This window comes from Neisseria sp. (assembly GCF_030523955.1).
In the GTDB taxonomy this organism is placed as follows: Bacteria; Pseudomonadota; Gammaproteobacteria; order Burkholderiales; family Neisseriaceae; genus Neisseria.
Map to the genome: position 1 here is coordinate 56,616 of NZ_JAUNHL010000004.1, position 21,476 is coordinate 78,091.

The 21,476-nt window shown below is 48.9% G+C and carries 36 protein-coding genes; 8 read left to right on the plus strand and 28 right to left on the minus strand.

What is annotated here, in order from left to right; genetic code table 11:
• Positions 1 to 178 precede the first annotated feature (178 nt).
• The 8 genes from Q4C79_RS01705 to Q4C79_RS01740 all read left to right on the plus strand — a co-directional run bounded on the left by Q4C79_RS01705 (position 179) and on the right by Q4C79_RS01740 (position 7,714).
• A complete protein-coding gene (locus Q4C79_RS01705) occupies positions 179 to 1,210 on the plus strand; it encodes an amidohydrolase family protein (RefSeq protein WP_303089311.1) in 1,032 nt (343 codons plus the stop codon).
• Positions 1,211 to 1,213: 3 nt separating this feature from the next.
• A complete protein-coding gene (ligK, locus tag Q4C79_RS01710; RefSeq protein WP_303089312.1) occupies positions 1,214 to 1,912 on the plus strand; it encodes a 4-carboxy-4-hydroxy-2-oxoadipate aldolase/oxaloacetate decarboxylase in 699 nt (232 codons plus the stop codon).
• 170 nt (positions 1,913 to 2,082) lie between these two features.
• Positions 2,083 to 3,252 (plus strand): 4-hydroxybenzoate 3-monooxygenase, encoded by a 1,170-nt coding sequence (gene pobA / locus Q4C79_RS01715; RefSeq protein WP_303089313.1) that lies wholly within the window; start codon positions 2,083 to 2,085, stop codon positions 3,250 to 3,252.
• A 53-nt stretch (positions 3,253 to 3,305) separates the two neighbouring features.
• Positions 3,306 to 4,226: an amidohydrolase family protein gene (locus tag Q4C79_RS01720; protein ID WP_303089314.1), complete on the plus strand. Its 921-nt coding sequence runs from the start codon at positions 3,306 to 3,308 to the stop codon at positions 4,224 to 4,226.
• Between the two features lie 80 nt (positions 4,227 to 4,306).
• A complete protein-coding gene (ligA, locus tag Q4C79_RS01725; protein WP_303089315.1) occupies positions 4,307 to 4,699 on the plus strand; it encodes a protocatechuate 4,5-dioxygenase subunit alpha in 393 nt (130 codons plus the stop codon).
• Positions 4,700 to 4,722: 23 nt separating this feature from the next.
• Entirely contained in the window at positions 4,723 to 5,577 is an 855-nt protein-coding gene (locus tag Q4C79_RS01730; protein WP_303089316.1) for a class III extradiol dioxygenase subunit beta, read from the plus strand.
• 29 nt (positions 5,578 to 5,606) lie between these two features.
• On the plus strand, positions 5,607 to 6,560 hold the full coding sequence (locus Q4C79_RS01735) for a Gfo/Idh/MocA family oxidoreductase (protein ID WP_303089317.1): 954 nt from the start codon (positions 5,607 to 5,609) through the stop codon (positions 6,558 to 6,560).
• Positions 6,561 to 6,724: 164 nt separating this feature from the next.
• Positions 6,725 to 7,714, plus strand: coding sequence for an aldo/keto reductase (locus tag Q4C79_RS01740; protein ID WP_303089318.1), 990 nt, complete (start codon positions 6,725 to 6,727; stop codon positions 7,712 to 7,714).
• Between the two features lie 460 nt (positions 7,715 to 8,174).
• Here the strand turns inward: Q4C79_RS01740 and rplQ are convergent, their stop codons facing one another.
• The 28 genes from rplQ to rplC all read right to left on the minus strand — a co-directional run.
• A complete protein-coding gene (gene rplQ / locus Q4C79_RS01745) occupies positions 8,175 to 8,549 on the minus strand; it encodes a 50S ribosomal protein L17 (protein ID WP_303089319.1) in 375 nt (124 codons plus the stop codon).
• A gap of 24 nt (positions 8,550 to 8,573) precedes the next feature.
• Positions 8,574 to 9,560, minus strand: a complete 987-nt coding sequence (rpoA, locus tag Q4C79_RS01750; protein ID WP_303089320.1) for a DNA-directed RNA polymerase subunit alpha — start codon at positions 9,558 to 9,560, stop codon at positions 8,574 to 8,576.
• Between the two features lie 25 nt (positions 9,561 to 9,585).
• Positions 9,586 to 10,206, minus strand: a complete 621-nt coding sequence (gene rpsD, locus Q4C79_RS01755) for a 30S ribosomal protein S4 (RefSeq protein WP_303089321.1) — start codon at positions 10,204 to 10,206, stop codon at positions 9,586 to 9,588.
• 16 nt (positions 10,207 to 10,222) lie between these two features.
• A complete protein-coding gene (gene rpsK, locus Q4C79_RS01760; RefSeq protein ID WP_002216249.1) occupies positions 10,223 to 10,618 on the minus strand; it encodes a 30S ribosomal protein S11 in 396 nt (131 codons plus the stop codon).
• A 19-nt stretch (positions 10,619 to 10,637) separates the two neighbouring features.
• Positions 10,638 to 11,000, minus strand: a complete 363-nt coding sequence (gene rpsM, locus Q4C79_RS01765) for a 30S ribosomal protein S13 (RefSeq protein ID WP_303089322.1) — start codon at positions 10,998 to 11,000, stop codon at positions 10,638 to 10,640.
• A gap of 60 nt (positions 11,001 to 11,060) precedes the next feature.
• On the minus strand, positions 11,061 to 11,174 hold the full coding sequence (rpmJ, locus tag Q4C79_RS01770; protein WP_003697674.1) for a 50S ribosomal protein L36: 114 nt from the start codon (positions 11,172 to 11,174) through the stop codon (positions 11,061 to 11,063).
• Between the two features lie 18 nt (positions 11,175 to 11,192).
• Positions 11,193 to 11,411 carry a translation initiation factor IF-1 gene (gene infA / locus Q4C79_RS01775; RefSeq protein WP_003684714.1) on the minus strand — a complete coding sequence of 73 codons (219 nt, stop codon included), beginning with the start codon at positions 11,409 to 11,411 and terminating at the stop codon, positions 11,193 to 11,195.
• Between the two features lie 4 nt (positions 11,412 to 11,415).
• Entirely contained in the window at positions 11,416 to 12,717 is a 1,302-nt protein-coding gene (gene secY, locus Q4C79_RS01780; RefSeq protein WP_303089323.1) for a preprotein translocase subunit SecY, read from the minus strand.
• Positions 12,718 to 12,730: 13 nt separating this feature from the next.
• Positions 12,731 to 13,165: a 50S ribosomal protein L15 gene (gene rplO, locus Q4C79_RS01785; RefSeq protein WP_303089324.1), complete on the minus strand. Its 435-nt coding sequence runs from the start codon at positions 13,163 to 13,165 to the stop codon at positions 12,731 to 12,733.
• Between the two features lie 2 nt (positions 13,166 to 13,167).
• A complete protein-coding gene (rpmD, locus tag Q4C79_RS01790; RefSeq protein WP_303089325.1) occupies positions 13,168 to 13,353 on the minus strand; it encodes a 50S ribosomal protein L30 in 186 nt (61 codons plus the stop codon).
• The gene (gene rpsE / locus Q4C79_RS01795) at positions 13,346 to 13,864 is read right to left on the minus strand and encodes a 30S ribosomal protein S5 (RefSeq protein WP_303089326.1); all 519 of its coding nucleotides are present in this window, start codon (positions 13,862 to 13,864) and stop codon (positions 13,346 to 13,348) included. Before rpsE ends, rpmD begins: the two co-directional genes overlap by 8 nt.
• Before the next feature lie 23 nt (positions 13,865 to 13,887).
• Positions 13,888 to 14,241, minus strand: a complete 354-nt coding sequence (gene rplR, locus Q4C79_RS01800) for a 50S ribosomal protein L18 (RefSeq protein WP_303089327.1) — start codon at positions 14,239 to 14,241, stop codon at positions 13,888 to 13,890.
• A gap of 13 nt (positions 14,242 to 14,254) precedes the next feature.
• Positions 14,255 to 14,788, minus strand: a complete 534-nt coding sequence (gene rplF / locus Q4C79_RS01805; protein ID WP_303089328.1) for a 50S ribosomal protein L6 — start codon at positions 14,786 to 14,788, stop codon at positions 14,255 to 14,257.
• Positions 14,789 to 14,801: 13 nt separating this feature from the next.
• Entirely contained in the window at positions 14,802 to 15,194 is a 393-nt protein-coding gene (gene rpsH, locus Q4C79_RS01810; protein WP_303089329.1) for a 30S ribosomal protein S8, read from the minus strand.
• A gap of 14 nt (positions 15,195 to 15,208) precedes the next feature.
• The gene (rpsN, locus tag Q4C79_RS01815; protein WP_303089330.1) at positions 15,209 to 15,514 is read right to left on the minus strand and encodes a 30S ribosomal protein S14; all 306 of its coding nucleotides are present in this window, start codon (positions 15,512 to 15,514) and stop codon (positions 15,209 to 15,211) included.
• 2 nt (positions 15,515 to 15,516) lie between these two features.
• A complete protein-coding gene (gene rplE, locus Q4C79_RS01820) occupies positions 15,517 to 16,056 on the minus strand; it encodes a 50S ribosomal protein L5 (RefSeq protein ID WP_303089331.1) in 540 nt (179 codons plus the stop codon).
• Between the two features lie 13 nt (positions 16,057 to 16,069).
• Positions 16,070 to 16,393, minus strand: coding sequence for a 50S ribosomal protein L24 (rplX, locus tag Q4C79_RS01825; protein ID WP_303089332.1), 324 nt, complete (start codon positions 16,391 to 16,393; stop codon positions 16,070 to 16,072).
• 12 nt (positions 16,394 to 16,405) lie between these two features.
• Positions 16,406 to 16,774, minus strand: a complete 369-nt coding sequence (gene rplN, locus Q4C79_RS01830) for a 50S ribosomal protein L14 (protein ID WP_303089333.1) — start codon at positions 16,772 to 16,774, stop codon at positions 16,406 to 16,408.
• A gap of 222 nt (positions 16,775 to 16,996) precedes the next feature.
• Positions 16,997 to 17,260 carry a 30S ribosomal protein S17 gene (rpsQ, locus tag Q4C79_RS01835; protein WP_303089334.1) on the minus strand — a complete coding sequence of 88 codons (264 nt, stop codon included), beginning with the start codon at positions 17,258 to 17,260 and terminating at the stop codon, positions 16,997 to 16,999.
• Positions 17,260 to 17,451, minus strand: a complete 192-nt coding sequence (gene rpmC / locus Q4C79_RS01840; protein WP_303089335.1) for a 50S ribosomal protein L29 — start codon at positions 17,449 to 17,451, stop codon at positions 17,260 to 17,262. The genes rpsQ and rpmC overlap by 1 nt, the downstream gene beginning before the upstream one ends.
• Complete coding sequence (rplP, locus tag Q4C79_RS01845; RefSeq protein WP_303089336.1) at positions 17,451 to 17,867, minus strand: 50S ribosomal protein L16; 417 nt, start codon at positions 17,865 to 17,867, stop codon at positions 17,451 to 17,453. The genes rpmC and rplP overlap by 1 nt, the downstream gene beginning before the upstream one ends.
• Complete coding sequence (rpsC, locus tag Q4C79_RS01850) at positions 17,851 to 18,546, minus strand: 30S ribosomal protein S3 (protein ID WP_303089337.1); 696 nt, start codon at positions 18,544 to 18,546, stop codon at positions 17,851 to 17,853. Before rpsC ends, rplP begins: the two co-directional genes overlap by 17 nt.
• A 9-nt stretch (positions 18,547 to 18,555) precedes the next feature.
• A complete protein-coding gene (gene rplV / locus Q4C79_RS01855) occupies positions 18,556 to 18,885 on the minus strand; it encodes a 50S ribosomal protein L22 (RefSeq protein WP_303089338.1) in 330 nt (109 codons plus the stop codon).
• A gap of 10 nt (positions 18,886 to 18,895) precedes the next feature.
• Positions 18,896 to 19,174 carry a 30S ribosomal protein S19 gene (gene rpsS, locus Q4C79_RS01860; RefSeq protein WP_009119027.1) on the minus strand — a complete coding sequence of 93 codons (279 nt, stop codon included), beginning with the start codon at positions 19,172 to 19,174 and terminating at the stop codon, positions 18,896 to 18,898.
• A gap of 5 nt (positions 19,175 to 19,179) precedes the next feature.
• A complete protein-coding gene (gene rplB, locus Q4C79_RS01865) occupies positions 19,180 to 20,013 on the minus strand; it encodes a 50S ribosomal protein L2 (protein WP_303089339.1) in 834 nt (277 codons plus the stop codon).
• 5 nt (positions 20,014 to 20,018) lie between these two features.
• Positions 20,019 to 20,333: a 50S ribosomal protein L23 gene (gene rplW / locus Q4C79_RS01870; protein WP_303089340.1), complete on the minus strand. Its 315-nt coding sequence runs from the start codon at positions 20,331 to 20,333 to the stop codon at positions 20,019 to 20,021.
• The gene (gene rplD / locus Q4C79_RS01875) at positions 20,330 to 20,950 is read right to left on the minus strand and encodes a 50S ribosomal protein L4 (RefSeq protein ID WP_303089341.1); all 621 of its coding nucleotides are present in this window, start codon (positions 20,948 to 20,950) and stop codon (positions 20,330 to 20,332) included. The genes rplW and rplD overlap by 4 nt, the downstream gene beginning before the upstream one ends.
• Positions 20,950 to 21,476, minus strand: a 527-nt coding sequence (gene rplC, locus Q4C79_RS01880) for a 50S ribosomal protein L3 (RefSeq protein ID WP_303089342.1), incomplete at its 5' end; no start/stop codon positions are given. The genes rplC and rplD, both read right to left, overlap by 1 nt.

Here is a 21,476-nt window from a genome sequence, read left to right on the forward strand (position 1 = left end):
GCATTCAGCGCTTCAGCCATACATTTTTGTTATAACTCTTAGTACGGATTGCCGCTGTTTTCTTATCCGCTTATCACCAATAATAAGCCCATATTTTCTTGAAAGAATTCAGCCGCACCGCTTCTTTCGAGCTAGCCGCAATCCCGAATATCTATCCAGAGAAAACAGGAGAACGAACATGAGCCTGATTATCGACTGCCACGGCCACTACACCACCGCGCCGCCTTCGCTGGAAGCCTGGCGCAACAAACAGATTGCCGCCATCGGCAACCCCGCGCAAATGCCCAAAGCATCCGAATTGCACATCAGCGACGACGAATTGCGCGAAACCATCGAAAACAACCAATTGCGCCTGATGAAAGAGCGCGGCGCCGACATCACATTGTTTTCTCCGCGCGCCAGCTTTATGGCGCACCACATCGGCGATTTCGAAGTTTCTTCTGCTTGGGCGGCGATTTGCAACGAATTGTGCTACCGTGTATCACAGCTGTTTCCCGAGCATTTCGTGCCGGTGGCGATGCTGCCGCAAAGCCCGGGCGTACCCGTCGAAACCTGCATTCCCGAGTTGGAACGCTGTGTCAACGAATACGGCAACGTCGGCATCAACCTCAACCCCGATCCTTCCGGCGGCCATTGGACTTCGCCGCCGCTGACCGATAAATATTGGTATCCGATTTACGAAAAAATGGTGGAATACGACATCCCCGCCATGATTCACGTTTCCACCAGCTGCAACCACTGCTTCCACACCACCGGCGCGCATTATCTGAACGCCGACACCACCGCTTTCATGCAGTTGCTGCAAGGCGATTTGTTCCGCGACTTCCCCACTCTGCGCTTTTTGATTCCGCACGGCGGCGGCGCGGTGCCCTACCATTGGGGGCGTTTCCGCGGCTTGGCGATGGTGTTGAAAAAACCCGAGTTGGAAGAGCACTTGCTCAATAATATTTTCTTCGACACCTGCGTTTACCACCAGCCCGGTATCGATTTGCTGCTGGACGTGATTCCGAACAAAAACATTCTGTTTGCCTCGGAAATGATCGGCGCCGTGCGCGACATCGATCCGCGTACCGGTTTTTACTTCGACGACACCAAGCGCTACATCGAAGCGGCCGATCTGAACGATGCCGAAAAACACCAAATCTACGAAGGCAACGCCCGCCGTGTGTTCCCGCGGCTCGATGCCCGTCTGAAAGCGAAAGGACTGTAAACCATGACTGAAGTGTATTTAAACCAATTGGGCGTGGTGAAACGCAACATTAAACGCGCCGACCCGGCGGCAGTAGAAAAACTGTCGCGCTTCGGCAGCGCCACCATCCACGAAGCAATGGGGCGCATCGGCCTGATGAAACCCTATATGCGCCCGATTTACCCGAGCGCCAAAATCTGCGGCACCGCCGTTACCATTCTGCTGCAACCGGGCGACAACTGGATGATGCACGTGGCCGCCGAACAATTGCAAGCGGGCGACGTGGCCGTGGCCGCCTGCACCAGCGACAATGCCGACGGCTTTTTCGGCGACCTGTTGGCCACTTCGTTCAAAGCCCGCGGTGCCAAAGGTTTGATTATCGACGGCGGCGTGCGTGACGTGGCCGATCTCACCGAAATGGAATTCCCCGTGTTCAGCAAAGCCATCCATGCCAAAGGCACGATTAAGGCGACTTTAGGTTCGGTAAACGTACCCGTCGTCTGCGCCGGCGCCTTGGTGAACCCCGGTGATGTGGTGATTGCCGACATCGACGGCGTGGTGGTGGTACCCGCCGAGCGCGCCATGGAAATCGCCGACAAAGCCGAAGCGCGCGAAGCCAACGAAGCGGGTAAGCGCGAAATCTTCGCCGCCGGCACACTGGGCTTGGATTATTACAGTATGCGCGAAGGCTTGGAAAAAGCCGGCTTGAAGTATATCGATTAAACGATATTCACCCGTCCAAACGACAGCCTTCAAGCTTGGCGAAGCTTGAAGGCCTGTCTGAAAACATGATACTCAAAACAAAACGTTTAACATTTACACCGTAAAATCCGCCGAAACAGTGACTACGCTTTACCGATAAAAAATTCAAACAACAAAGCGAAGGAGAAATCATGAAAACCCAAGTTGCCATTATCGGTGCCGGCCCTTCGGGTCTGCTGCTCGGCCAACTGCTGTATCAAAACGGCATTGACAATGTGATTTTGGAACGCAAATGCGGCGAATACGTCTTGAGCCGCATCCGCGCCGGCGTGTTAGAGCACACCACCGTACAAGGTTTGGAAAAAGCGGGCGCCGCCGAACGCATGCACCGCGAAGGCTTGGTACATGAAGGCGTAGAACTGGTTTTCAATCACCAACACATCCGGGTGGACTTTGAAAAAGAAATCGGCAAACACGTGGTCGTTTACGGCCAAACCGAAGTCACCCGCGACCTGATGGACGCACGCGCCGCTACCGGCGGTATAACCGTATACGAAGCCCAAGACGTTGCCCTGCACGATATCGAGAGCAACCAGCCCTATGTTACCTATACCCATAACGGCGAAACCCACCGCCTCGATTGCGATTTTATCGCCGGCTGCGACGGTTTCCACGGCGTTTCGCGCCAAAGCATTCCCGCCGACGTACTGAAAACCTACGAGCGTGTTTATCCCTTCGGCTGGCTGGGCCTGCTTTCGGATACCCCGCCGGTATCGGAAGAATTGATTTACGCCAAACACCCCAACGGCTTTGCCCTCTGTAGCCAGCGCTCCACCACCCGCAGCCGCTATTACCTGCAAGTTCCCTTAAGCGATACGGTGGAAGACTGGTCGGACGAACGCTTCTGGACAGAGCTGAAAAACCGCCTGCCGCCTGCATATGCAGCAAGGCTCATCACCGGTCCGAGTTTGGAAAAAAGCATTGCCCCGCTGCGCAGTTTTGTCAGCGAACCGATGCGTTACCACGCCTTATTTCTCGCCGGCGATGCCGCCCACATCGTTCCGCCCACCGGCGCAAAAGGTCTGAACTTGGCGGCAGGCGACGTACAGTGTTTGGCCGACGCTTTCGCCGATTATTACGGCAACGGCAGCAGCGCAGGCATCGACGGCTATTCCGAGCGCTGTATGAAACGGGTTTGGGCGGCGGAGCGTTTTTCTTGGTATATGACCAAACTGTTACACACCTTCCCGGATGGCGACGAGTTTGAAGAAAAAATGCAACAGGCCGAATTCAACCAGCTCAAACTAACCGAACACGCTGCCAAGCTGTTGGCGGAAAACTATGTCGGCCTGCCTTATTAACCAAGCAAACAACAGCATAAGGCCTGTCTGAAAAACAAACCAAAGGAGAATTTATGAGTCACTTTGAAAAAACACCCGGCTGGCTGGATTTTTATCCAAATCCATCCAAACCACGCCTATCCCTGCCCGCAGGCGCAGTAGATGCGCATTGCCACGTCTTCGGCCCCGGCGATGTGTTCCCCTATGCCCCCGAGCGCAAATACACGCCTTGCGATGCCTCTAAAGAACAATTGTTCGCCCTGCGCGACCATTTGGGCTTTGCCCGCAACGTGATCGTGCAGGCCACCTGCCACGGCGCCGACAACCGCGCACTGGTGGACGCGCTGCAAAGTGCCGGCAAACTGGCACGCGGCGTCGCCACGGTAAAACGCGACATTTCCGACGAAGAATTGCAAAAGCTGCATGATGCCGGGGTACGCGGCGTACGTTTTAATTTTGTCAAACGGCTGGTGGATTTCACCCCCAAAGAAGAATTGATGGAAATCGCCGGACGCATCGCACCCTTGGGCTGGCATATCGTGGTGTATTTCGAAGCCGCCGACCTGCCCGAGTTGTGGGACTTCTTCACCAATCTGCCGACCACCGTAGTGGTGGACCACATGGGACGGCCGGATGTTTCCAAACCGGTAGACGGCGAAGAATTCAATTTGTTTGTCAAACTGATGGCTGAACACCCCAACGTATGGAGCAAACTCTCCTGCCCCGAGCGCTTAAGCATCAGCGGCCCGCCGGCGCTAAACGGCGAACAGCATGCCTACACCGATGTGGTACCCTTCGCCCGCCGCCTGATGGAACAATTCCCCGATCGCGTCCTGTTCGGCACCGACTGGCCACACCCCAACTTAAAAGACCACATGCCCGACGACGGCCTGCTGGTAGATTATCTGGCGCAAATCGCCACCACGCCGCAACAATTGCAACAGATTCTGGTCGACAACCCGATGCGGCTTTATTGGCCGGAAGAAGTAAAATAAGCCATATTTTTCAGACAGGCATTGCATCCGCGCCATGCCTGTCTGAAAAGCCACTAAGATGAAATCAGAGGAGTATTCTCATGGCAATCGACAAACCTTATAAAGACATCCCCGGCACCATCATTTTCGATTCCGAACAAGCCAGCAAAGGCTATCACCTCAACCAGTTCTGCATGTCGCTGATGAAACCGGAAAACCGCGAGCGCTTCAAAGCCGACGAGCGCGCCTATCTCGACGAATGGCCGATGAGCGAAGAGCAAAAGCAAGCAGTCATGAGCCGCGACTTAAACCGCTGCATGGCCTTGGGCGGCAACATCTACGTGCTGGCCAAAATCGGCGCCACCGACGGCCTGACCTTCCAGCAGATGGCCGGCAGCATGACCGGCATGAGCGAGCAAGAATACCGCGACATGATGATCAACGGCGGCCGCAATATCGAAGGCAACCGCTACCTGCACGAGCAGAAAAAATAAAGCCTGTCTGAAAGGAAAACCTCATGGCAAAAATTACCGCAAGCGTTTATACCTCGCACATCCCCGCCATCGGCGTGGCCTGGGATTTGGATAAAACCGCAGAAGACTACTGGAAACCGGTATTCGCCGGTTACGAATACAGCAAACAATGGCAAAAAGAAAACCAGCCCGACGTGGTGATTCTGGTGTATAACGACCACACCAACAACTTCGGCTTCGACCTGATTCCCACCTTTGCCTTGGGCATGAACCAAGAATTCATCCCCTGCGACGAAGGCTGGGGCCCCCGCCCGATTCCGAACGTACCCGGCGATCAGGCATTTGCCTCACATCTGGCGCATTCGGTTATCGAACAGGGCTTTGATCTCACTTTATGCTACGAGCTGGGCGTTGACCACGGCTTAACCGTACCGATGACGCTGATGTTCGGCGACGTCGATCCTTGGCCGGTAAAAGTGATTCCGCTGCATGTTAATGTCGTACAATACCCAGTACCCAGCGGACAACGCTGTTACGATTTGGGCCGCGCCATCCGCAAAGCAGTGGAAAGCTACGACGAAGACATCAACGTCCACATCTGGGGCACAGGCGGCATGAGCCACCAACTGCAAGGTCCGCGCGCCGGCTTAATCAATAAAGAATGGGACAATCAATTTCTCGATGATTTGATTGCCGATCCGAAAACGCTGGCGCAAAAACCGCATATCGAATACGTACGCGAAGCCGGCTCCGAAGGCATCGAACTGGTGATGTGGCTGATCGCCCGCGCCGCCATGTGCGAAGAAGGCCAAGAGCCCATCGTTAAACACCGCTTCTATCATGTGCCCGCCTCCAATACCGCGGTCGGCCACCTGATACTGGAAGCCCCCGCAGAATAATCCGACTTTTCTCTCAAACAGGAGTATTTATGAAAACCATCAAAGTAGCCCTCGCCGGTGCCGGCGCTTTCGGCGAAAAACACCTCGACGGCATCAAAAACATCCCTGATGTAGAAGTCATCGCCCTGATCGGCCGCGACATGGCCAAAACCCAAGCCGTTGCCGACAAATACGGCATCGGTTTCGTTACCGACGATTTGGCTGCCGCCTTGGCTCTTCCCGAATTGGATGCCGTGATCCTGTGCACTCCCACCCAAATGCACGCCGCGCAAACCCTGCAATGCCTGCGCGCCGGCAAACACGTACAAGTGGAAATTCCGCTGGCCGACTCTTGGGCAGATGCCGAAGAAGTACTGAAAGTACAAAAAGAAACCGGCCTCGTCGCCATGGTCGGCCACACCCGCCGCTTCAATCCCAGCCACCAATGGGTACACAACAAAATCACCGCGGGTGAATTGAATATCCAGCAAATGGACGTTCAAACCTACTTCTTCCGCCGCACCAACACCAACGCCAAGGGCGAACCGCGTTCTTGGACCGACCATTTGCTGTGGCACCACGCCGCGCATACCGTTGATCTGTTCCAATACCAAACCGGCAGCAAAGTGGTGAAAGCCAACGCCATCCAAGGCCCGATTCACCCGGTATTGGGCATCGCCATGGATATGTCCATCCAATTGCAAGCCGAAAACGGCGCCATCTGCACCCTGTCGCTGTCATTCAATAACGACGGCCCGCTCGGTACCTTCTTCCGCTATATCTGCGACAACGGCACCTACATCGCCCGTTACGACGACTTGGTGAACGGCAAGGAAGAACCGATAGACGTGAGCAAAGTGGCCGTTTCCATGAACGGCATCGAATTGCAAGACCGCGAATTCTTCGCCGCCATCCGCGAAGGCCGACAACCCAATTCCAGCGTCGAGAGCGTCATCAACTGCTACAAAGTATTAGGCGAACTGGAAAAACAACTGGAAGGCTAAATCACGGCAGCAAACGACCAATGCCTGTCTGAAAAAGTTTTCAGACAGGCATTTGTTGCTGAAATCTTTGTTCAGTAAACTTTGAAAATACCCACGGTTTAGCCCACACCGTTTCTTTCCATCATATGCCTGTCTGAAAACTTCACCCCAAAAAAGGAGCCCCTATGAACACCCGCCCTCTTGCCGGACAACACGTCAACCCCATCGGCCTGGGCTGCATGAACCTCAGCCACGCCTACGGCATCCCGCCCGATGAAAACACCGCCATCCAACTGTTGCAACACGCCGTCGATCTTGGCTGCAACCATTTCGATACCGCCACCCTCTACGGCTTTGGTGCCAACGAAAGCCTGGTCGGCAAAGCGCTCAAACCCTTTCGCAACCGAATTTTCCTCGCCAGCAAATGCGGTATGGGCGGCGTAAACGGCCAGCGCGTGATCGACGGCCGCCCCGAAACCCTGCTGCGTCAGGCCGACGAATCTCTGCAACGCCTGCAAACCGACGTGATCGACCTTTATTACCTGCACCGCTGGGATAAAAACGTGCCGATCGAAGAGAGCGTAGGCGCACTTTCCCGCCTGGTTGAAGAAGGCAAAATCCGTGCCATCGGCCTGTCTGAAGTATCCGCCGCCACGCTCGAAAAAGCCCACTCCGTCCACCCGATTGCCGCCGTACAAACCGAATATTCGCTGTGGACGCGCAATCCCGAAATCGGCATATTGGCCAAAACCCGCAAACTGGGCGCCGCCTTCGTCGCTTTCAGCCCGCTTGGCCGCGGCTACCTCGGCGGCCACTTAAACGACATTACCGAACTGGCCGAAAAAGACATCCGCCGCCCGATGCCGCGTTTCTCCGCCGAAAACTATCCGAAAAATCTGCAACTGCTGCATCCACTGCAACAACTGGCCGACGAAGCCGGCTGCACCATCGCCCAACTCAGCCTCGCTTGGTTATTGGCACAACAAGACAATATCCTAGCCATCCCCGGCACCGTACAAACCCATCACTTGGCCGAAAACCTCGCCGCCGCCGAATTGCACTTAGACGACCAGCTGCTGCAACAAGCCGGCGTACTGATCAACCGCCAAAACGTATACGGAGCCCGTTACCCCGCCGCCACCCAAGCAGAAATCGATACCGAAGAATTTGTTTGATCTTCCCAAACAAGGTTCTATTCTATAGACCAATGCCTGTCTGAAAGACATTTTATGTTTTTCAGACAGGCAGAGATCTTCGCAAAATTCTTTTCGATACTTTAAACCCGAGCATGACGGAATATATCGGATTAACTTAATTTTCGCGAAGGCTCTGCTGCGCCTTAGCTCAAAGAGAACGATTTTGTAAGCCGCTAAAGCGACAACATAATCGGTTCCGTACCACCTGTACTGTCAGCAGCTTGCTACCTTGTATTGAATTAATTGAATCCGCTATAAAATGCTCGCAAGGTATTCAATCTTGTTGTACTTTTACCTAGCAGCTGCGGGGGACTTCTTCTCAAAAAACCATCCACAAGCCTGTCAATGGCACGACCTAGAGCAAACCCACTCCAGAATTACTATAAATCATCAAAATAAAAAACCGGTCATTCACAGACCGGTTTCTATCTTACTTCACTTATTCTGCAGTTTCAGCCGCTTTATCCACCAACTCAACTAAAGCCAAAGGTGCATTATCGCCTTTGCGGAAGCCATATTTCAAAATACGAACATAGCCACCGTTACGAGCAGCAAAACGCGGACCCAAGTCGCCAAACAGTTTTACTACTACATCACGGTCGCGTGTGCGGTCAAATGCCAAACGGCGGTTAGCCAAAGAAGGTTTTTTACCCAATGTAATCAAGGGCTCAACTACTCGACGCAACTCTTTTGCTTTAGGCAAAGTGGTTACGATGGTTTCATGGGTCAACAAAGAGTTTGCCATGTTACGCAACATCGCAGCGCGATGGCTGCTGGTGCGGTTTAATTTACGATTGCCATTACGATGACGCATGTCATTATCCTTTAATATTCAAACTTAAGGCTTTTCCAAACCCGCAGGCGGCCAAGCTTCCAATTTTGAGCCCAAGGTCAAACCTTTAGATGCCAAAACTTCCTTGATTTCATTCAAAGATTTACGGCCCAAATTGGGGGTTTTCAAAAGCTCAGTCTCAGTACGCTGGATCAAATCACCGATATAGTAAATGTCCTCAGCCTTCAAACAGTTGGCTGAACGTACGGTCAATTCCAAATCGTCCACTGGGCGCAGCAGAATCGGATCAATCGGAGGAGCTTTCTCTTCCACCTCTTCTACCGGCGTACCTTGCAGGTCAGCAAAAATAGACATTTGGTCAATCAAAATACGCGCCGCATTACGAACCGCCTCCTCTGGCTCAATCGAACCGTCGGTTTCAATATCCAAAACCAGACGGTCCAAATCGGTTCGCTGTTCTACACGAGCAGGCTCAACTTCAAAGCTGACACGACTGATGGGCGAAAAGCTCGCATCCAACTGAATGGCGCCAATATTCCGGTTATCATCGCGTACTGCGCGACGGCCGGAAACAGACTGATAACCACGACCTTGTTCCACTTTGATTTCCATCTCAATCTGGCCTTTATCTGCCAAAGTACAGATAACGTGGTCAGGATTTACGATCTCAACATCATGGGGTAATTCAATATCACCAGCCAATACAGCACCTGCACCCGATTTTTTCAAAGTCAGCGTTACATCGGCGCGATCATGCAATTTAAATACTACGCCTTTAATATTCAGAAGAATATCAACAACATCCTCCTGAACACCATCAAGAGTTGAGTATTCATGCAAGACGCCAGTAATCGCCACCTCAGTCGGGGCAAAACCATTCATGGATGACAGTAAGATACGACGCAAAGCATTACCTAAAGTATGGCCGAAACCACGCTCAAAAGGTTGCATAGATACCTTGGCGCGGGTAGCCGACAATGTATCAACATCAATTTGACGAGGCTTCAAGAATTCGGAAGTGCTATTTTGCATTTAACTGTCCCTCACTGAGCCGGCATTATTTAGAGTAGAACTCTACCACCAGCTGTTCATTAATATCGCTGTACAACTCTGAGCGATCAGGCATATTTTTATATACACCTTCCATTTTACCTGCATCAACAGAAACCCAGCTCGGCATACCAATTTGAGTAGCCAAACCCAAAGCTTCTTGAATACGGACTTGCTTCTTAGCTTTTTCTCGGACAGCAACTACGTCACCCGCTTTCACTTGAAAAGAGGGAATATTCACAACTTGACCGTTCACGGTAATTGCTTTGTGAGATACCAATTGACGTGCTTCGGCGCGAGTAGAGCCGAAACCCATACGATAAACCACATTATCCAAACGCGACTCCAACAATTGGAGCAGCAATTCACCAGTAGAGCCCTTACGGCGTGCAGCTTCAGCAAAATAGCGGCGGAATTGGCGTTCCAGCACACCGTAAATACGGCGGATTTTTTGCTTCTCACGCAATTGCAAACCGTAATCAGACAAACGAGGCTTTTTCGCACCGTGCTGACCAGGAGCAGAATCGATTTTGCATTTGGATTCCAAAGAGCGACGTGCGCTCTTCAAGAAAAGATCAGTGCCTTCGCGGCGTGCTAATTTACATTTAGGGCCGGTATAACGTGCCATTCTCAATCACTCCAAATTAAATACGACGTTTTTTAGGCGGACGGCAGCCGTTATGCGGCAGCGGTGTAACGTCGGTAATGCTGGTAATTTTGAAACCAAGAGCGTTGAGCGCACGAACAGAAGATTCACGACCGGGTCCAGGACCTTTAATGCGAACTTCCAGATTTTTAACGCCATACTCTTGGGCAACTTTACCAGCGGCTTCTGCTGCTACCTGAGCAGCAAACGGTGTACTTTTACGAGAACCTTTAAAACCAGCGCCGCCAGAGGTAGCCCAAGACAATGCATTGCCTTGACGGTCGGTGATTGTAATGATGGTATTATTAAACGATGCATGAACATGCACGATACCTTCACTTACGGTTTTGCGTACTTTTTTGCGTACACGCGAGGCTGTGTTTGCTTTAGCCATCAATTAAATCCTTAAAAAATTATTTTTTACCTGCAATAGCCTTACGCGGACCTTTGCGGGTGCGCGCATTGGTACGGGTGCGTTGGCCGCGGCAAGGCAAGCCACGACGGTGGCGGAAACCACGGTAGCAACCCATGTCCATCAGGCGTTTAATACTCATGGTTACTTCACGACGCAAATCACCTTCTACAACATAACGGGCAACTTGTTCACGCAAAGCTTCCAATTCAGACTCGTCCAAATCTTTTACTTTAGTGCTGGCAACCACACCAGCAGCTTCGCAAACAGCTTTGGCACGAGTAGCGCCAATACCGTAAATAGCCTGCAAGCCGATTACGATATGGGCGTTATTAGGGATATTTACCCCTGCGATACGAGCCATATTTTTTCCTTTTAGGGCAAAAGTTGGTCACTATAACACAAAATCTCGACTAATAAAATATTAGCCTTGGCGTTGCTTGTGACGGGGATCGGTACAAATTACACGAACCACACGATTACGACGGATAATCTTGCAGTTTCGGCAAATTTTCTTTACAGAAGGTTGTACGCGCATATTACTTCCTTTCCTGGTTTATCGTGCTCGAAACACGATACGTGCACGTGTTAAGTCATAAGGTGTCAACTCCACCGTCACCTTATCTCCTGGAGAAATACGGATGTAATGCATCCGCATTTTTCCAGAAATATGACCCAACACAACATGATCATTTTCGAGTTTTACTTTAAAAGTAGCATTAGGCAGGGTTTCAAGAATTTCACCCTGCATTTGAATGGTATCTTCTTTAGCCATGTGTTTATTTACGAGATAAAGATTTCATATCAAAGCGTTCGTACTGCTGCGTCATTTTATAGGAAGCAAGCTGTGTATTGAAATCCATTGTTACAACAACCAAAATTAATAATGACGTTCCACCTAAGTAAAAAGGAACATTAACCGCGGTCGTCAAGAACTCAGGAATCAAACAGATGGTGGTGATATAGAGCGCACCAAACAAGGTCAATCGCAATACCACACCTTCTAGATAATTCGACGTCTGCTCACCCGGACGGATACCAGGCACAAAAGCACCGCTTTTCTTCAAGTTCTCCGCCATTTCTCGAGGACTAAAAACCAAAGCCGTATAGAAATAACAGAAAAATACGATAGAAGCTGCAAATAGCAAAATATAAGCAGGCTGGCCGTGCCCTAACCATCCCGACAAACGGGTTAACCAGTTGTCATTGCTACTATTACCCAGCCAACTGGCAAGCGTAGCAGGAAACATTATGATACTAGAAGCAAAGATAGGAGGAATAACACCTGCCATATTTAATTTAAATGGCATATGAGTATTCTGGTTTTGTGAAAAAGAGCTTCCAGCTTGTCGTTTTGCATAATGAATTGGCACTTTACGCAATGCACTTTCAAAACACACCACAACATAAATCAAAACCAACGCACCAATTACAATAGCGATTGCCATCGGCACGCCAATCGAATTTTGTTGCAGCAAAGTCCACAACTGAATAGCGCCAGAAGGTAAACCCGCAGCAATACCTGCAGTAATGATTAATGAAATACCATTGCCAATTCCACGCTCTGTCATTTGCTCACCCAGCCACATCAGGAACATCGTTCCGCCTACCAGACAAAAAACAGTTGACGTAAAGAATTCAAATCTTGGCGCCACTACTATATTCTGACTATATACGAAACTTGCCACACCGAAACTTTGTAGAGAAGCGAGCAAAACGGTACCATAACGAGTATATTTCGTAATAATACGGCGTCCTGCCTCACCCTCCTTTTTTAAAGCTTTCAGTGACGGCATAATTTCTGATGCCAGCTGAACAATAATGGATGCCGAGATATAAGGCATAATCCCGATAGCAAAAACACTAAAGCGCTCAAGCGATCCTCCTGAAAACATATTTAACATGTTCAGAATACCGCCACCCGCGCTTTCATAAAGCTTAGCCAAAGCAGCTGCATCCACACCTGGCACCGGAATATGTGCACCAATTCGAAAAACAATCAGTGCCCCTAAAAGGAATACCAACCGTTTTTTCAAATCACTATAATTTGCAACTCCTGATGATGCTTGTCGATTCGCCACTTTGTTTTTAGCCTTACTCTTCTACTTTGCCACCAGCCGCTTCAATTGCAGCTTTTGCACCTTTAGTCGCTTTAATACCCTTCAAAGTAACTGCTTTGGAAATTTCGCCCGAAGCGATTACTTTGACATTCAAGGCACCAGCAGAAATCAAACCAGCTTGTTTCAAGGCCAGTACATCAATTTCTTCAACCGCGACCAAGCTCAACTCACCTAAACGTACTTCAGCATTTTGAGCTGCTGTCAATGATTTAAAGCCACGCTTGGGCAAACGGCGTTGCAAAGGCATTTGACCGCCTTCAAAACCAACCTTATGAAAACCGCCGGCACGACTTTTTTGGCCTTTATGGCCGCGACCGCCAGTTTTACCCAAGCCGCTACCGATACCACGGCCTACACGACGACGCTCTTTCGTTGCACCTTCTGCAGGTTTAATGGTGTTCAACAACATAATTATGACTCCACTTTCAAAAGGTAGCTGATTTTATTAATCATGCCACGATTTTCCGGGGTATCCAGCACTTCAACTGTGTGTTCACGACGACGCAAACCCAAACCACGAGCACAAGCGCGATGCGATTCAATCGTACCAATCAGACTCTTGGTCAAGGTTACTTTAATTTTCTTTTGCTCAGTCATGATTAGCTCCCAGTATTTCCTCAACGGTCAAGCCACGTTTTGCAGCAACTTCTGCTGGCGTATAGAGCTTAGACAAACCGTCCAAGGTTGCGCGCACAATATTGTACGGATTGGTAGAGCCGTGCACTTTAGCAGAGATATTATGCACACCCATTGCATCGAATACCAAACGCATCGGGCCACCAGCTTTCACACCACTACCTTCTTTAGCAGGCTGCATAAACACGCGAGTTGCACCGTGCTTACCGATTACTTCGTGATGAATGGTGCCGTTTTTCAACGGTACTTTAATCATGTTGCGACGTGCCTGATCCATTGCTTTCTGCACAGCAACAGGCACCTCTTTCGATTTACCTTTACCCATGCCAATGCGACCATCACCATCACCCACCACGGTTAAAGCTGAGAATGCCATAATACGGCCACCTTTAACCACTTTGGTTACGCGGTTTACGGCTACCATTTTCTCAATCAGGCCATCACCACGCTCTTCTGTTTCATGTTTTGCCATGTTCAGATCTCCAAAACCTTTCTTTAGAAGCTCAAGCCGTTTTCACGAGCAGCTTCAGCCAGAGCTTTTACACGACCGTGATATTGAAAGCCAGAGCGGTCAAAAGCAACCTTCTCAATGCCGGCTGCTTTTGCTTTTTCAGCAATACGCTTACCGACCACAATAGCAGCATCAACATTGCTGCCGGTTTTTAGGCTGTTGCGAACTTCAGCTTCCAAAGTAGAGGCAGAAGCCAATACTTTATCACCCTCAGCACTGATTACTTGAGCATAAATATGGCTGTTTGTGCGGAATACACACAGACGAACCACTTTCAAATCCGCAATACGAGCACGAGTTTTACGTGCACGACGGAGTCTTGTTGCATGTTTATCCATTGTGAGGCCTCAATTATTTCTTCTTAGCTTCTTTCATCACAACCACTTCGCCCACATAGCGCACACCCTTGCCTTTATAAGGCTCCGGCGGGCGGAACGCGCGAATTTCAGCAGCAACCTGACCAACAACCTGCTTGTCGGCACCAGTCAATACTATTTCAGTTTGTGACGGAGTTTGTACGGTTACCCCTTCAGGCATTTCGTAAACTACCGGATGAGAGAAACCCAAAGATAGATTCAATGTTTTACCTTGAGCTTGAGCACGGTAACCAACGCCGATTAATTGCAGTTTTTTCTCAAAACCTTCTGCAACACCTTTCACCATATTGGCGACAATTGCACGGACAGTACCCGACATGGCCACTGAATGCTTACTATTATTGACAGCAGCAAAAGTTAATTGACCATCACTCAATTCAATCTTAACATCACCGCTCAAAGGAAAGGCCAACTCGCCATTTTTACCTTTAACAGTCAATGCTTCAGTTCCAAATTTAACTTCTACGCCAGCAGGAACAGTTACTGGATTTTTCGCTACGCGAGACATCTTAAACGCTCCTTTAGGCTACAACGCACAATAACTCACCACCGATACCTGCTGCGCGGGCTTTGCGGTCAGTCATTACGCCTTTTGAAGTACTAACAATTGCGACACCCAAACCGTTCATAACGGTTGGGATCTCACCAGAACCTTTGTATACACGCAAACCAGGACGTGAAACACGTTTGATTTGCTCGATAACCGGACGTCCTGCATAGTATTTCAATTGGATTTCCAATACCGGTTTTGCATCAGCAGAAACCGCGAAGTCTTCGATATAACCTTCTTCTTTCAAAACTTTGGCAATAGCCACTTTCAGCTTAGAAGAAGGCATCACAACCGCAACTTTATTGGCACGTTGCGCATTGCGGATACGGGTCAACATATCGGAAATAGGATCATGCATACTCATTTAATTTTCTCCTATTACCAGCTGGCTTTAATCACACCCGGAATTTCACCACGCATGGCGATTTCACGGATTTTGATACGGCCCAAGCCGAATTTACGGAAGGTCCCACGAGGGCGACCAGTAATGGCGCAGCGGCGACGCTGACGAACTGGAGCAGCATTACGCGGAATCGCCTGCAGCTTCAGGCGAGCTTCGAAGCGTTCTTCATCAGTAGCGCTGCTGTCATTAATGACTGCAAAAATGGCTGCGCGTTTCGCAGCATATTTTTTAGCCAAAGCGACACGCTTAGCTTCGCGATTAATAAGTGCTTTCTTAGCCATGATTATCCTTTAAACGGAAATTTGAACAGCGACAACAGCGCTTTGGCCTCTTCATCGGTTTTTGCAGTGGTGGTGATAGTGATATTCAGACCACGCAGAGCATCGATCTTATCGTATTCGATTTCCGGGAAGATAATTTGTTCGCGTACACCCATATTGTAGTTACCGCGACCATCAAAAGATTTACCGTTTACACCACGAAAATCACGCACACGTGGTAACGCAATAGTTACTAAGCGATCAAGAAATTCAAACATTTGATCGCGGCGTAACGTTACTTTACAACCTACCGGATAGTTGTCACGAATCTTAAAGCCAGCGATAGATTTGCGCGCAACGGTTACTACTGGTTTTTGACCTGCAATTTTTTCTAAGTCGGAAACCGCATGTTCCATTACTTTTTTATCAGCAACAGCTTCACCAACACCCATATTCAAGGTAATTTTCTCGATACGGGGCACTTCCATAATAGACTTGTAACCGAATTGCTTCATCAACTCAGGTACAACAGTAGTAGTATAAAAGTCTTTCAAACGTGCCATGTCATTTCACTCCTTAAGCACCAATCTCAGCACCATTGGACTTGAATACACGAATGCGTTTAACCTTACCCTCGTTTTCAACCAATTTGATACCAACACGGTCAGCTTTATTTGTTTCAGGATTGAAAATAGCAACATTAGAAATTGCCAAAGGCATATTCTTAGTAATGATGCCACCCTCAACACCACGCATCGGATTGGGTTTTTGATGACGCTTAACAACATTCACACCTTCAACCACAACCTTATCACCCAGCACGCGAATGACCTCGCCCTGCTTGCCTTTATCTTTACCAGCAATAATAACAACCTTATCGCCTTTAATGATTTTGTTCATTGCTTGCTTTCCTTACAACACTTCAGGTGCCAATGAAACGATTTTCATGAAGCGTTCAGTACGCAGTTCACGAGTAACCGGGCCAAAAATGCGGGTACCCAATGGCTCAAGCTTGTTATTCAACAATACAGCAGCATTGTTATCAAACTTGATCAAAGCACCATCAGGACGACGAACGCCTTTAGCAGTACGCACTACTACAGCATTATATACATCACCCTTTTTAACACGACCGCGCGGGGCCGCATCCTTTACCGACACTTTAATAATGTCGCCAACACTAGCGTAGCGACGCTTAGATCCACCTAACACTTTGATGCACATTACGCTGCGAGCACCAGAGTTATCAGCCACATCTAAGATGGTCTGCATTTGAATCATGTTTTTACCTTTAAAAAATCCAACTTAATTTACCATTTTCAGACAGGCATTTATTTATAAAAAAAGCCCACCTGAAACCATCCAAAGGTTCCAGCAAATCAGTCTTGGGTCCCGAAGGGAGAAACTTCCGAAGAGATCGAAAGCAAAGAAACGAAGCTTACAGGATTTTTTAAAACTCTGCAAGTCTCCGCTTCCCTTTTTAACACCGCACTGTTGCTTAAATTAAACAGTACGAGCTTTTTCTACCAACTCTTTAACTACCCAAGATTTGGTTTTAGACAAAGGACGACCCTCTTCGATCACAACAACATCACCAACACCATATTGATTCTGTTCATCATGAGCATGAATCTTAGTAGAACGGCGGATAACCTTACCGTATAACGGGTGTTTTACTTTACGTTCCACTAATACAGTTACGGTTTTATCCATTTTGTCGCTAACCACTTTGCCCTGCAAAGTACGGACATTTTTAACTTCGCTCATTATTTTTCACCTTTTTCAGTTAAAACGGTTTTAATACGAGCAATGTCACGACGTACTTTTTTCAATTCGCTGGTTTTACCCAACTGGCCGGTAGCGTGTTGCATGCGCAGGCCAAATTGAGCTTTCAGCAAACCAACCAAGTCAGCATTCAGTTGCTCAACTGATTTGTCTTTCAATTCATTGGCTTTCATTATTTACCTACCTGTCTTACTACAAACACAGTCGGAATCGGCAGTTTAGCGGCAGCTAAAGCAAAAGCTTCACGAGCCAGAGACTCTGCCACACCATCCATTTCGTACAATACTTTACCAGGCTTCACTTCGGCTACATAGTACTCCACGGAACCTTTACCGCCACCCATACGAACCTGAATTGGTTTTTCGGTAATTGGTTTGTCAGGAAATACACGAATCCAGATGCGGCCACCACGTTTGATATGACGGGTCATAGCACGACGAGCTGCCTCGATTTGACGGGCAGTCAGACGACCACGGCCAACAGCCTTCAAACCGAAATCGCCGAAACTAACAGCGTTACCGCGCGTTGCAATACCGGTATTACGGCCTTTATGCTGTTTGCGGTATTTCATTCTAGTTGGCTGCAGCATTTCGACCACCCTTTCTGCGTTTATTTTCTTGTTCGGGGCGTGCTTGGGCAACTTCTTTGCCTTCGCCAGTGTACACCCAAACTTTCAGACCAATTACACCGTAAGTGGTGTGCGCTTCGCTAGTCGCATAATCCACGTTTGCACGCAAAGTATGCAGCGGCACACGACCTTCACGATACCATTCACTACGCGCAATATCCGCACCATTCAAACGGCCGGAAGTCATGATTTTAATACCTTTAGCACCCACGCGCATGGCATTTTGCATAGCACGTTTCATTGCGCGACGGAATTGAACGCGTTTCTCCAATTGCTGAGCGATACCGTCGGCAATAATTTGCGCATCCAATTCAGGTTTGCGGATTTCCTCAATGTTTACATGAACCGGCACACCCATCAGGTTTTGCAGGTCGCGCTTCAGCACTTCAATATCCTCGCCTTTGCGACCGATTACCATACCCGGACGGGCAGAAAAAATGGTAATACGGGCAGACTTAGCCGGACGCTCGATAACCACACGGCCAACAGAAGCATTTGCCAAACGTTTGCGCAAATACTCACGAACATCGATGTCTTGTTTCAAAACAGTCGAAAACTCATTACTTTTCGCAAACCATTTGGAAGACCAGTCTTTATTTACCGCCAAGCGAAAGCCAGTCGGATGAATTTTTTGTCCCATAGCTTTTCCTTAGTTACCCACTGTCACATTGATATGACAAGTTTGTTTTTCAATGCGGTTACCACGACCCTTGGCACGAGCCTGAAAACGCTTCAGAGAAGCGGCCTTGTCAACATAAATAGTGACAACTTTCAGCTCATCGATATCAGCACCGTTGTTGTGCTCTGCATTAGCAATCGCAGACTCCAGTACTTTTTTAATCAACTCAGCACCTTTTTTCGGGCTGAATGCCAAGATATTCAAGGCTTGGGCAACGTCTTTACCACGAATTAAATCTGCTACCAAACGGGCTTTTTGAGCAGAAATACGGGCATTTTTATGTGATGCAGATACTCTCATGTCTTATCCCTTATTTCTTTTTAGCCTTTTTATCAGCCAAGTGGCCTTTAAAGGTACGGGTCAATGAGAACTCACCTAATTTATGGCCAACCATATTGTCACTGATGAATACCGGCACATGAGTGCGACCGTTATGCACAGCAATTGTCAAACCGATGAAATCAGGCAGAATAGTGGAACGACGCGACCAGGTTTTAATCGGGCGCTTATCGTTGTTTGCACGAGCCGCATCTACTTTTTTCAGCAAATGCAGGTCTACATATGGGCCTTTTTTCAATGAACGAGCCATATCAATTAACCTTTATTTGAGTAACGGCGGCGAACAATCATATTGTCCGTGCGTTTATTATTACGAGTACGATAACCCTTAGCAGGCGTACCCCACGGGCTAACCGGCTCACGAGCTTCGCCGGTACGACCTTCACCACCACCATGCGGGTGATCTACCGGGTTCATTACCACGCCACGCACAGTCGGGCGGATACCACGCCAGCGATTGGCACCAGCTTTACCGATTTTTTTCAGGCTTTGCTCTTCATTACCCACTTCACCAATGGTCGCACGGCAATCAACATGAATGCGGCGCACCTCACCAGAACGCAAACGAACTTGAGCGTACACACCCTCTTTCGCCAGCAGTACGGCAGAAGCACCGGCCGAACGTGCAATTTGAGCACCCTTACCCGGTTTCATTTCAATACAGTGAATGGTAGTACCCACCGGAATATTACGAATCGGCAAAGTATTACCCACTTTAATAGCAGCCTCGGAGCCAGATACCAAAACCGCACCGGCCTTAATACCGCGAGGAGCGATAATGTAACGACGCTCGCCATCCGCATAACACAAAAGTGCAATGTGCGCAGTACGGTTCGGATCGTATTCAATACGCTCTACTTTAGCAGGAACACCATCTTTATCGCGTTTAAAATCAACAACACGATAGTGGTGTTTATGACCGCCACCTTTGTGACGAGTGGTGATATGACCGTTATTATTGCGACCTGCGGTTGAATTTTTCTTTTCAACCAAAGCAGCATACGGTGCACCTTTATGCAAACCTTCAGTGGTCACGCGAACCATGCCGCGACGACCAGCAGAGGTAGGCTTCATTTTTACAATAGCCATTCTACTTATTCCTTATCTGCAGCTGCGGCAGCGGCTTCCAGATCCAATTCTTGGCCGGCAACCAGGCTAACATAAGCTTTTTTCACATCACTACGGCGACCGATGGTACGACCAAAGCGTTTGGTTTTACCTTTGGTAGTCGTTGTGGTCACAGAAGCAACTTCCACGCCAAACAACAATTCAACAGCGGCTTTAATTTCCGCTTTGGTTGCATTCTGCAACACTTTGAAAGTCATTTGGTTTCGTTTTTCAGCCAATAGGTTGCTCTTTTCAGAAACAACGGGAGCCAAAATTACTTTCATCAGGCGTTCTTGATTCATACCCATTGCTCCTCTAATTGCGCAACCGCTTCTTTGGTGATAACAACTTTTTTGTAGCGCAACAAACTGTAAGGATCGATTTGTTGAGCTTCCAAAACCAATACGTTAGGTAGATTGCGTGAAGACAGATATACGTTTTCATCCAATTGCTTGGTCACAAATAATACTTGCTCCAAACCCATGTTTTTCACCTGCTCGGCAAACGCTTTGGTTTTCGGCGTAGCAGCAGACAACTCTTCCACCACAAACAAGCGCTCATCACGTACCAGTTGCGACAAAATCGCAGCCATGCCCGCGCGGTACATTTTGCGATTTACCTTTTGGGTAAAGTTTTCATCGGGTTTATTCGGAAACGCACGACCACCGCTGCGCCATAACGGAGAAGAAGTCATACCGGAACGTGCACGACCGGTACCTTTCTGGCGCCACGGTTTTTTAGTGGAATGCTTTACTTCGGCACGAGTCAACTGAGCACGGTTACCAGAGCGAGCATTAGCCAAAAACGCAGTTACCAACTGGTGCACCAGCGATTCGTTGTATTCGCGGGCAAACAAAGCATCAGAAGCTTGCAAGCTACCTGAAACCTGACCTTGAGCGTTGATTACTTTTAATTCCATTACGCACCTACTTTCACTGCGGGACGCACGATAACATCGCTGTTTACCGCACCAGGAACGGCGCCTTTAACCAGCAACAAATTGCGTTCTACATCCACACGCACGATTTCCAGATTTTGCACGGTAGATTTGGTGTTACCGTATTGACCGGCCATGCGCTGACCAGGAAATACACGACCCGGATCCTGCGCCATGCCGATAGAACCAGGCACGCGGTGCGAACGTGAGTTACCATGAGAGGTACGTTGCGAATCAAAGTTGTGGCGTTTGATGGTGCCAGAGAAACCTTTACCTTTGGAGGTACCGGTTACATCAACCAATTGGCCGGCTTCGAAAATGGCTACGGTAATTTCGTCGCCAGCTTTCAACTCGCCCAATTTTTCAGCAGTCAAAGCAAACTCAACCAAACCGCGGCCTGCTTCCACACCTGCTTTTGCAAAGTGGCCGGCTTCGGTTTTATTAACACGGTTCGCTTTTTTCTGACCGAAGGTAACTTGTACGGCGCTGTAGCCGTCAGTATCTTCGG